The organism is Coleofasciculus sp. FACHB-542 (assembly GCF_014695825.1).
Classification (GTDB): Bacteria; Cyanobacteriota; Cyanobacteriia; order Cyanobacteriales; family FACHB-T130; genus FACHB-T130.
Genome location: NZ_JACJPB010000041.1, coordinates 35,633 through 47,571 on the forward strand (window position 1 = coordinate 35,633; position 11,939 = coordinate 47,571).

Below are 11,939 nucleotides of genomic sequence, written 5' to 3' on the forward strand. Positions count from 1 at the left end.
ACACGATGTGCAATTTTCTTGAATGAAAATCCCACCCGCTGCTTCTAACTTGCTTTAGAAGCAGCGGGTGGGACTGAAGATTGACTCTCTTAGTGCATACACTTGGAACCTCACCCCCAACCCCTCTCCGTGAACGGAGAGGGGAGAATATTGAACCCCTCCCCGTTTACGGGGAGGGGCTGGGGTGGGGTTCAACATTCACGGGGAGGGTCTGGAGTGGGGTTCACCTTAATAGGTGCCGTCTTCGTACTCTGGCGCTTTGGTTTTTTCAGGAATGTTTAGGCGGGGTGCTTTGTAAGGCTCTGGCTCCTCAGCGTCTTCCCAAACATCTTTCTCTTCGTATGCGTCTTCTTCGTAGTCCTCTTCGTCGTCGTATGGCTCAGAGTCCGCATAGGGTCGATCTTCATAGCGAACGCCCCGCGTTTCGGTTGTCGCCTCGCTCCAGTTATCCTCTTCGTCGTCTTCTTCGTAATAAATGGATTCGGCTTGGCGCTTCCGAACTGGCTCTGGTTCTGGTTCGTCCCACTCGTCCTCATCCCAGCGGTTTTCAACAACCGGGGTAGAAGTGCGAATCGGCGTGACTGTCGGGGTGCGAATGGGGATGCCAGTTCCCAGTTGCTTGTCCGATGCAACCGTCGGCTGGAAGTAAGCTTCCTCGTCTTCCCGTTCCCAAGGCGCTTTGCCAATTCCCAGACGCTCTAAAACGCCCACCGTTAGCTGAACGAGACGCTCTTCGGAGCCTTCAAATACAATTAATCGATTCGGGCCACTGCTGACAATTTCCTCAATCGGCAGCTCATAGGTGCTAATCACTTGGTCGGGAATTTGCGGCAGCCCCAAAGATGCAACGATCAAGGAGTAAACTTTGCCACTGTCAGGATCGAACTTGAAACTCCGGACTCTCCCTAGAAGTTCGCCCGTTTCCGTAATCACTTCGCTGTTGATCAGGGTGCTGTAGGCATCAACGTCGATATCTTCAATAACGTCGTCATCTTCAACCAAGATCACATCGCCCATCTGACGGATGCTATCAAGGAGCATATACCGGGGCATTCCCGCAATCGAGAGCAGATTGTCTCGCAAACCGAGCGCCACAACCTTGCGCTGATCGATGTCTACCAATAGCTCCTTGACAACACCCACGCGCTTACCAGTGTCGCGGGTGATGACTTGGGTATTTAAAATGTCGGAGCGTTGACGGATTTGTTCAGATGTCATTGGAGGCCGAATCCCGATCTCGAATCCTATTAGTTACTAATACTAATTCAAATCATACAGACTCTTTTTGAGACTGCAATTTTAGTCCCAAAACTTGGGTGTAAGCTCCTCGCGCCTGAGTGACGCCGATCGTGCGTTCAGATGACTCAATCATAGGGCGTCGGAGACTCACAACAATAAACTGCGCCTGCATCGCTTGTTGTTTAATCATTCTAGCTAATCGCTCTACGTTTGCCCCATCCAAAAACATATCGACTTCATCAAAAGCATAGAATGGCGAGGGACGGTAGCGTTGCAGGGCAAAGATGAAACTCAGGGCGGTGAGGGATTTTTCGCCGCCGGACATGGAAGCAAGCCGCTGTACGGGTTTGCCTTTGGGGTGTGCAACGAGGTTTAAACCTCCAACGAAAGGATCTTCAGAATCGTCGAGTTGTAAGTAGCCATCGCCATCGGAAAGTTCGGCAAATATTGACTGAAAGTTTTGATTGACTGCATCGAAGGCTTCTTGGAAGGCGCGGCGTCGGAGGGTGGTGAAATTTTCAATTCGCAATAACAATTCGGTGCGTTCTGCTTCTAATGTTGCTAATTTCTGAGTGAGTTCTTCTAATCGGGTGGTGGTACGTTCGTATTCTTCTAACGCCAGCATATTGACGGGTTCCATTGCTTGCAGGCGTTTGGCGATCGCGCGCATTTCTTTTTGCAATTGTTCGAGTTGAGCGATTAAGGAGTCAAAGGCGATCGCTTCCGTCTCAGTAGAACCCGGATTGACAAGCATGGGCACTTCTGGCAGCGGATCGGGTAATTCTGCTTGTTGTGCTTCTAGCTGCGGTTGCACGGTGGCTAAGGCTTCCCGATGCTGTTGTTGGGTTTCTTGGAGTTTTTGCAGTTGCCATTCCAGCTGCTGTTGGGAAAGATGACGCGATCGCAATTCTTGTTCGGCGCGATCGCGTTGTTGTTTAATTTCCCCTAATTTCTCTTCTTGCTGTTTTAATCCGGCTTGGGTTTGGGCAATTTGAGTGCTAAGTTCTTCGGCTTTAGTGTTGAGTGCTGTTAGCTGATTTTGTTGTTCTATCTGTTGCGTGCGATATTCTTGCAAGCGCTGCTGACATTCTTGGATTTTTTCTTGCGATCGCTGTTGCTGATTTTCCAAATCTTTTAATCTTTGCTCAGCAGCCCGAAGCGCTTTTTCCCGTTCTTGTAGCTGTTGTTCGCCGGTTTTAATCGTCGCCTGAATTTGTTGCCATTCGCTAGAAGTTTGAGATTGTTCTAATTCCGCTAAAGCTTGCCGCAATTGTTGCAGTTGCGCTTCCTGCGCGGGTAATTCGGCATTAAGGGAGGCTAAGCGAGACTCAGCTGTATGGAATTCTTGGGTATTTTTAGAAAGAAGCGATCGCGCTTGTTCTGTTTGTGCAATTAAGTTCTTAATTTCCTTTTGCAACTGTTGGCATTGCAGTTCTTGTTCCCGCCGCTTCGCCTTCGCCTCCGTCAATTCTTGGCTCAGATGCTTGGTTTTTGCGGTCAAAGAACTGATAATTTCACCACAGCGATCTAAAATTCGCTCAATTTCTTGCAAGCGATTTCTCAACGCCGCTGCTTCCGCTGATTCTGCCGCGTCAGCCGTCCCAAAATGCAGCCCAGAACGTTGATTGCTACTGCCACCCGTCATCGCCCCGCTGCTTTCTAACAGTTCTCCATCTAGGGTGACAATCCGGTGCTGCCCCAAGTGACGACGTGCATCACTGAGCGTTTCAAAGACAACGGTGCTGCCGAAGACGTAGGCGAAGATATCCCGATACCGCGCCTCACAATCAATCAAATTCACCGCATAGTCAATAAATCCATTCGCATAACTCAGCGCCACCGTTTGAGAAAATCGCGGCGGCTGAATTTTATTCAGGGGTAAGAAGGTGATTCGCCCTGCCCGTTTTTGTTTCAGCAGTTCGATTCCCGCTGCTGCCACGCCGTCATCTTCTACTACGAGATTTCCCAGACGCCCACCCGCGGCGGTTTCCAGTGCCAGCTGATAGCGGGGTTCCACGCGCCCTAGCTGGGCGACTAAGCCGCAGACACCGGGTAATCCTGATTGCAAAATCACTTTTGTGGCGAAGGTGCCTTGCGCTTCTTGCTCGGCTTGGGCTTGCGCTTCGAGTTTATCGAGTTGGCGCTGTTTGTCCCGTTGCTCTTGTAGCAGTCGCTTCTGAGTCTCTTGCTGGATTTGCAGTTCGTGTTCGGCGGCTGCGAGAGATTGGGCTAAAGATTGGATTTCTTGGGCATAATCATTGAGTTGGATTTCAAAATCAGCCAAACGGGACTGTTTTGTGGTAGATTCTGGCTCAATTGTTTGTAACAGCTGTCTTTGCTCCTCGATTTGCCGCCCCAAATTGGTATAACGCTCTCTCAACTGCGCTTGCTCTGTCCGTTGCGGTTCGACCGTTTGCAGTAAAATGTCGATTTGGCGATTCAGGGCAGTTTGTTGTTGTACCCAAGCTTCCGAGGCGGCAGCGATCGCGCTGGCTTCTTCCCGTCTTTGCTCTAAAACTTGCTGCGCTTCATCCCGTGCGGCACGTAGAGACGCGATATCGTTGGTTTCGATAACTTGTTGTTCTTGAGCGAACTGTTGCAGCTTTTGCTGGTGTTGTTGAAGACTTCGCTCCTCGTGTTCTATATTCGCTGTCGTCGTCCCAAGTGCTGTTTCTAACTCGCGCTGCTGGCGTTGTGTCGCACGCCGTTCCGCTTCCTGAGTCGCGAGAACCGATTGCAAAGCCAGAAGTTCTTCTTCCCCCAGCGCTTTCACTTGGGTATTCAGTTGGTCGAGTTCTGCGGTTGCTTGCTGGATTTGACCATTGAGGGCAGTTAGTTGGGTGGTTAACTCAACACAAGTGCGATCGCCTGCGGCAATTTGCTCCTTGAGGCGTTGCTCTTGTTGTTGAAGACTGCGCCATTTTAGAACGACTTCCCACTGTTCTTTCTGCTGAAGTTCGGCGCGAAGTTTTTGGTATTTTTCAGCTTTGATGCGATCTTGAGATAAGCGATCGCGTTGGGCAACCAGTTCCGCCTCAACGATGCGACAGCTATCTTCCCGCTCTTTAACGGAATCTAGCGTGTTCTTCGCCTGCACAATTTTCCGGTCAAAGGTCGCCACTCCAGCCAATTCGTCAATTATTTCCCGCCGTTCTCGCGGGTTCATCGAAATAATCCCGGTGACATCCCCTTGCAGCACCACGTTGTAGCCTTCTGGATAAATCCGCAGGCGGTTCATTTGTTCGTGGAGTTCGGTGAGGTTGCAGGATGCGCCGTTGATGTAGTAATTCGATGTGTACGTACCTTGCTGAGTGACTCGCAGTTTCCGCGTCACACTCCATTCTGAGTTATCAATTCTCTCCCTCTTTTTAAGGGGGGGTAGGGGGGGATCGTCGCCCACTTTTTCAAGGGTGGGATCGTCAGGATTTTCTCCTTGCCCATTGTGCGTCTCCTCCTCTTCTGCGAAAGCATCCGGTACATCAGACAAATCAAACGTCACCGTCACGCTAGTTTCTACCGTGCCGCGATGGGTTTGGTTGTGATTCACCAAATCCGGCAAGCGTTCCGCCCGCATTCCCTTAGAACTGGCGAGTCCGAGGCAAAACAGCAACGCATCAAGAATATTCGACTTCCCCGAACCATTAGGGCCAGAAACCACGGTAAACCCCGGCAGCAACGGAATTGAGGTGGTGCCACCGAAGGATTTGAAGTTACTGAGTTCCACTCGCTTGACATAGACCATAGGTGCTGGTCAATTAGGCTGTTCGGGTAGGTACAAGTGTATCAGCGTAATGATTCTCAACAGGTTAGCACGGGGATATCCGTCGATGAAAGATGATCGAACCGCAGAGGACGCAGAGGAGGAGAGGGATAGAATAGCGACGAATTTATTTGTGTGAGTATAGTGCGATTATGCCCAGATTGAGCTTGCGATCGCTTGGCATCTAATCCTGGTTATCTCTAAATATGACAACTCCTGACTTGCTTCGGCTACTGCTTTTATTGCTGCTAGGATTACTAGCCGTGATTGGAGGACTTCTGCCTAGTGCATTTGATAAACAGAATTCCTTACCCGGCAAGTGCTTTATTTTTGGGTTAGGAGTGTTGTGCGGCGTTCTAGCACTCGTTGGCGGCGGGTTCATTACTACGGCACAGGCAGAGCAAAACGCTACCTGGATTCAGAAGGTTTGCTGGACTTTGGGCTTTGGCTACATCTTTGCGGTGCCAACGACGCTGTATTTGCTCAGAAGTAGGCAAGGAAATAACGCTGAAACTTCCAGCACACCAGAGGCAATTTCACAGCGACGGCGGCAGGAATTGCTGGAAATCATGCGAACTGATGTAACAGTGCGGAGGAAAGACTCTCTGCATGACGATCTGTTGATTTCGCTACTGATGGAAGACCAACGGGAAGAGGTGGGACGACCTCCAGAAGTAACGGTGAATGCTAAACCGTCTCCTGGTTGGTGGGAGAGGCTACCGAAATTTATACGAGCAACCGCTGAGTCTGAACCTGGCAAAAAAATTATAGATGTCTTTGAGCGAGATGATATTGCAGGCAGATTGCTAATTTTAGGTGCGCCCGGATCTGGCAAAACCACAATGCTGCTGGAACTAGCGCAAGACTTGATTTTAGCTGCCCAACAACAGCCGGAAAAGCCAATCCCGGTAATATTTGAACTTTCTAGCTGGAAAGATGATAAGCAAGCGATCGCTGACTGGCTGGTAGCTGATTTAAAGTTTCGCAATAATATCCCAGATGCAATTACTCGTGAGTGGTTAGAAACAGGTAAATTATTGCCCCTGTTGGATGGTTTGGATGAATTGAAAACTCGTCAGGGAAAGTGTATTGACAGAATTAATGAATTTCTGCAAACAACTTCTGGTTTATCTCAGATTGTTGTCTGCTGTCGTGAAGAAGAGTACAAAGCAGGTGAGGAAATCTTAACGCTACGGGGAGCAGTTTGTCTGAAACCGCTGGAAGAAAAGCAGATCCAATGCTATCTGCAACGCTTAAACTGCGGACATCTCTGGCATGGTATGCAGAATGACCCAAATGGTTTACTGGAGTTGGCAAAGATGCCGCTGTTTTTACATCTTATTCCAGTAGCTTATCCAAATGGTTTAGAAAGCAAAGCTGAACGCTTCAATTCTCCGGCTGAACTCGAAGTATACCAAGAAAAATGCCGTAAAGATTTGTTTGAGGCTTACATTAGACTCCGCTTAGAAAAGCCTCACGACTATCAAGGATATGATCCAAAAGATAGTAAAAGCTGGTTAATTTGGCTATCAAAAAACTTGAAAAAGCAGAACAAAACAGAATTTTACATTGAAAAAATATACCCTATATTTTTTAGCAACAAGCTAGAAAAATTGGTATACAAACTAATTATTTCGTCAATTATCGGGCTGCTACATGGACTATTTATCGGGCTGCTTATTGGGCTGATTACTGGGCTGACTAAGGCGCTGATTATTGGGCTGATGATTATTGGGTTGATTGTGGAAATACATAGTGGACTTACTTCTAATCCAATAGCATTGGCTAATAGACTTAATATATCTTGGACAGGGACAACAACTCGTAAACATATAATGATCGGGATATTAAGCTGGCTGGCGCTCGGGCTGATGTTTTGGTTAAACAAACTGATGCTTTTGCTAATTATTGCGTTATTTTCTGGGTTATTTTTAGGGGTTATTTATCAAGTAACTATTGATAATAAAATAAAAACTAGAAACAAACCCAACCAAGATATTTTAGAGTCAGCAAAAATTACTGGATTCAATAGTTTAGTTATCTTGCCTTTCAGTGTGCTACTTTTTTATACAGTGCCATTGGTAGTTAGAGGACAAACTGTGGAGCTTCTCAGTATACTAATTCCTGGGTTTAGTTTGGCACTAATGTTTGGAGTTATCTTTGATGGTTTACCTGTCATTCAACACTTTGTGTTGCGGCTAATCTTGTGGAAGAGTGGGGCGATTCCTTGGAACTATGCGCGTTTCCTCAGCTATGCAAATGAGCGTAGGTTGATTAAACAAGTCGGCGGACGCTATCGCTTCATTCACGACTTGCTAAGAGAACACTTCGCCAAAATGTAACTGTATATTAGCAACCCCATTTGAGTGGTGAGATGCCAGCGGTTCAGATACCCGACTTCTTGAAGAAGTCGGGTATCTTGCCTTCACGAATTATTGAGGATTACTATATAGCTCAGAGTAACAGTAGTTGCACGAAGTGAGAGCGCAGCTTCGCCTCAAACTGCGTCCTACACATCTTCATATCCTCTTCAACTGAGCGCGATCGCTCCCAGCTATGATGCTTGTATAGAATCACCAGCAACCAGTAACAGCATAAACTGAGATGACACCGACGCTCTTAAATAACCGCTATCGCATCATTCGGGCGTTGGGAACAGGTGGGTTTGGCGAAACCTTTTTGGCGGAAGACACCTATATGCCTTCCCGTCGTATTTGTGTCATCAAGCAACTGAAACCTGTATCCAATAACCCCCAAGTTTATCAACTCGTTCAAGAGCGATTTCAGCGAGAAGCAGCTATTTTAGAGCAACTGGGTAACGGCAACGAACAAATTCCTCGGTTGCACGCTTATTTTGAGGAAAAAGGGCAGTTTTACTTAGTTCAAGAATGGATTGAAGGTTTCACCCTGAGTCAAAAATTGCAACAGCAGGGACTTCTGGGCGAAGATTTAGTCAAGGAAATGCTAGCAAGTCTCTTACCAGTTTTGGATTATATCCACACCAAAGGGATTATCCACCGAGATATCAAACCGAGCAATATTATTCTGCGACAACAGAATGACAAGCCTGTTTTAATCGATTTTGGCATCGCCAAGGAAATCATTGATAGGACGGTAGACGCCCAAGGCGATATCAGTCAATCAATTGCTGTCGGGACGCTGGGTTATATGCCCCCAGAACAAGCAGCGGGTAAACCTGTCTACGCAAGCGATATTTATAGTCTAGGATTGACTGCAATTTATCTGCTGACAGGTAAACGTCCTCAAGACTTCCATATCAATCCTCAGACGGGCGAGATGATGTGGGATGCAGACGCCCTAGGATTTAGCCCGAATTTAGTAGAGGTTTTGGATAAGGCAGTGCGATGCCATTCGAGCGATCGCTATCCAGATGCCAAAACCATGCTATCAGCTTTGCAACCTCACGACCAAGCCTTGCCGCACGCCCAAAAGCTTTCCATATCTGATGTAAATACGATTAACTTTGCAGAGATACCAACCTCACCCCTTCCATCTGTTAGACAAGAGAAATCAGAACCTAGAATTCCCCACAGCCGTCAGGAGTATCGCCATCGCCAGATATTGATCAATAAGGTCAAAAATTACTGGATAAAAGGCGTTCTTGAAACTTCCTTACATGGCAAAGCGCTAATAGAACTCGGCTTAGAAAAACGCTTGGATGCCATCGATCGACCTTGGGGGATTGTCTGGGAAACTGCCGACCAACCCAGACAAACTTTATCTAAAAATACTAGAGTCATCGACCTTTTTAATCAGATGGGAGAAGGGCGAACTTTGCTAATTTTAGGCGAACCGGGTGCGGGAAAAACCACAACGCTTCTAGAACTTGCCCGCGATCTCATTGATTTTGCCGAAAAAGATGTCAATCAGCCAATTTCAGTAGTATTTAATCTTTCTGCCTGGACGAATGCCAAAGAAAAAATCGCTGACTGGCTGATTCGGGAACTCAATACTAAATATCAAGTTTCTAAAGAAATTGGCAAGAATTGGATTAAAGAGCAACAACTACTGCTGTTACTAGATGGCTTAGATGAAGTCAGTGCCGAACGCCGGGAGCATTGTGTTGAAGCAATTAATCAATTTAGTCAGGAATACGGGCAAACTGAAATTGTTGTTTGTAGCCGCCTCAAAGATTATGAATTGTTATCGAACCGTCTCCGATTTCAAGGCGCAGTTTTTATCCAACCGCTCACTTTAGAACAAATTTACCAATATCTAAAAAGTACGGGAACAGAACTAGCAGCACTCAACACCGCACTGCAAGCAGATACGACACTGCAAGAATTAGCCAAATCCCCGCTAATACTCAGTATTATGACCCTCGCTTACCAAGGAATGTCAATTACTGACTTACCCGGTCTAAATTTAGAAGAACGCCGCCAACATTTATTTGATAAATATATTCAAAGAATGTTTGAGCGCAGAAGTGGGAATACTCAGTATTCAAAAGAACAAGCAATTCACTGGCTCAGTTGGCTGGCACAAAGGTTAGTTGAAAAGTCACAAACGGTATTTTTAATTGAACGGATTCAGCCTAGTTGGTTGCCAACAAACGGGCAAAGAAGAATGTATGCTGTTACTCTGGGTTTGTTGATTGGACTGAGTGCAGCATTGGGGGCTGGTATAATTTCTGGGCACGCGGCGGGGCTGCAAATTGGATTAATTGTTGGACTCATTAGTGGACTATGTGGTTTTCTGGGTGCAGGGTTAATTTTTGGAGTGATTAGTAATCAAATCAACCCAGTCGAAACGCTGAAATGGTCAAGTGCAAAAGCAAAAGATAACCTGAAATCCGGGCTAGTTGTTGGGCTGATTGCTGGGCTAATTTTGGGGTTAAGTAGTGGGCTGGTTTCGGGATTAAGTAGTGGGCTAGGTTCGGGATTAGTGTTTAATCTCCAGTCAGGGTTAACTGATAGTTTGATTTCCGGGCTACGGGGCGGTTTGGGTGCGTGGCTAATTTTTATATTGATGCGTGGGTTGATGGGGCCAGGGATCGAAACCAGTACAGTTTCGAATCAAGGGATTTGGCAGTCAGCAAGAAATGCAACATTCTTTGCAATTGTAGGAATTCTGGGGTTAGAAATCATTGCTGGATTGATGGGGATTCCTCTCTTTTGGGGACTAATTATTGGGTTATTTTTCGGAATGTTTGCAGCGGGTGAAGCTTGCGTGAAACACTTTGCTTTACGAGTTATTCTTTATTGCAACGGTTACATACCTTGGAACTATGCGCGTTTTCTAGACTGGGCAACTGAGCGCATTTTGTTACAAAAAGTGGGCGGCGGTTATATTTTTGTTCACCGATTGTTGTTAGAGCATTTTGCTCATAAATCTAACACTCTTAAATAACTTGTACAACCGAGATCCCGGACTTCTTAAAGAAGTCCGGGATCTGAACTGCTGGCGTTGTTTTTCGTTGTTAAAAGCTTAATTATAAAAGGATTAATTTTAAATCATTTATATCTTGACTTCGTAAATAGCGATCGCTTCGTCTTTTCCCTTCACCTTCACTGACTTATCTACCAATCCCAAGTAGAACGATTCTGGATGGTACAAACTATTCACCACTGACTCTGTTACCAAAATATTACAGTTATATTGCTTCGTTAAACCCTCCAGGCGAGAAGCTAGATTCACTGAATCGCCAACCACTGTAGAGTCAATACGGGAAGTAAATCCCACAGTACCCATCACTACCTCACCGCGATGGATACCAATACCGATAGCGATCGCTGGTAAACCTTTTTGCATCCGCGCCTCATTGAACCGGGAAAGCGTCTGTTGCATCAAAATCGCCGCACGCACAGCGGAATCAGTTCCTTCGTCATCGAACAATGCCATGATTGCATCACCAATATATTTGTCAATAAAGCCACCACTCTCTTCAATCGGCAATCCCATACATTCCAAAAAATCATTCAAAAACGAAAATGTTTGCTGTGGCGTCATTTGTTCAGCCATTGAGCTGTAACCTCGGATATCGCAAAACAAAATCGTCATTGTTCGCGTCGCTGATACACCCACCTGAATGTTTTCAATTCCCTCTGGTGCAATAACTGCAAGAAATTTGTCCGGTACGAAATGTTCAAACGATTTCAAAGTTTTCTGTAACTTACTAAACGATGTCTGCAATGCGACTGACATCTCGTTAAAAGACTTTGCTAAAGCACCAATTTCATCAGACAAGTTAATTTCCGCACGATGATGCAAATCCCCAGCAGCAATTCTGGCAGCACTTACCTGCAAACGCTGCACTGGATCGCTCAACCGCTTTGCCAAAATATACGCATACACTAAACCAACGAAAAGTCCCACCGTACCCACCAGCAACGCCTGATTTACCGCATAGACAACAGCGCGGTTAATTTGTCGTAGCGACATCCCAATCCGCAACGTGCCGATTTTTTCACCAGATACCATTTGGACATCCGAACTTACCTCTATAATTCGTTCGCCACGCTTCGCGCGTATGCTCTCCAAAAACTTGATATCCCGCAAAGCAAATGTTTCTACAGCAGAAGACTTTTGCGATAAATCTAGGGCGGCATTCGTCACTTTTACTGGCACAATATCTGGAATGTACTGGTTTTGGAAATCGCTAGGAGACGACGCGAGGATCTGATTTTTTTTCCGAACATCAGAGACGAGAATGTATAGGAAATCCTGATTTTCTTTCATCAGCAAATCCAGATCCACGCGGATTTGACTCCAGTTATCTTCAGAAAGTTCGTTCGCTAAGGCATAAGCTGATAGCTTGACTAAGGACTTTGCTTGACTCTTCTGCTGCTGGCGGTAGAGGTTACTCTCGGTCTCTGCCCAAACCCAAACGATTGAGCCAACTAGCGTGACTATCAACAGCGTTGTCGCAGTCATAATCTGGGTGCGGATTGAGTGGAAAGCAAACACTTTCATGGTGCTT

General features: G+C 46.4%; 5 protein-coding genes. 2 read left to right on the plus strand and 3 right to left on the minus strand.

Translation table 11 applies throughout. The features are described 5' to 3' along the window. Positions 1-228: 228 nt before the first annotated feature. The gene (locus H6F52_RS14840; RefSeq protein ID WP_190535798.1) at positions 229-1,218 is read right to left on the minus strand and encodes a PRC-barrel domain-containing protein; all 990 of its coding nucleotides are present in this window, start codon (positions 1,216-1,218) and stop codon (positions 229-231) included. Between the two features lie 52 nt (positions 1,219-1,270). Continuing rightward, positions 1,271-4,981: a chromosome segregation protein SMC gene (gene smc / locus H6F52_RS14845; protein WP_190535800.1), complete on the minus strand. Its 3,711-nt coding sequence runs from the start codon at positions 4,979-4,981 to the stop codon at positions 1,271-1,273. A gap of 224 nt (positions 4,982-5,205) precedes the next feature. Here smc and H6F52_RS14850 point away from each other — a divergent pair, with 224 nt between their 5' ends. Next, complete coding sequence (locus tag H6F52_RS14850) at positions 5,206-7,341, plus strand: NACHT domain-containing protein (RefSeq protein WP_190535802.1); 2,136 nt, start codon at positions 5,206-5,208, stop codon at positions 7,339-7,341. Between the two features lie 262 nt (positions 7,342-7,603). Continuing rightward, positions 7,604-10,369, plus strand: coding sequence for a protein kinase (locus H6F52_RS14855; RefSeq protein ID WP_190535804.1), 2,766 nt, complete (start codon positions 7,604-7,606; stop codon positions 10,367-10,369). A 108-nt stretch (positions 10,370-10,477) separates the two neighbouring features. On the opposite strand, the gene H6F52_RS14860 is transcribed toward H6F52_RS14855, so the two are convergent. Beyond that, positions 10,478-11,932: an adenylate/guanylate cyclase domain-containing protein gene (locus H6F52_RS14860; RefSeq protein ID WP_190535806.1), complete on the minus strand. Its 1,455-nt coding sequence runs from the start codon at positions 11,930-11,932 to the stop codon at positions 10,478-10,480. Positions 11,933-11,939 lie beyond the last annotated feature (7 nt).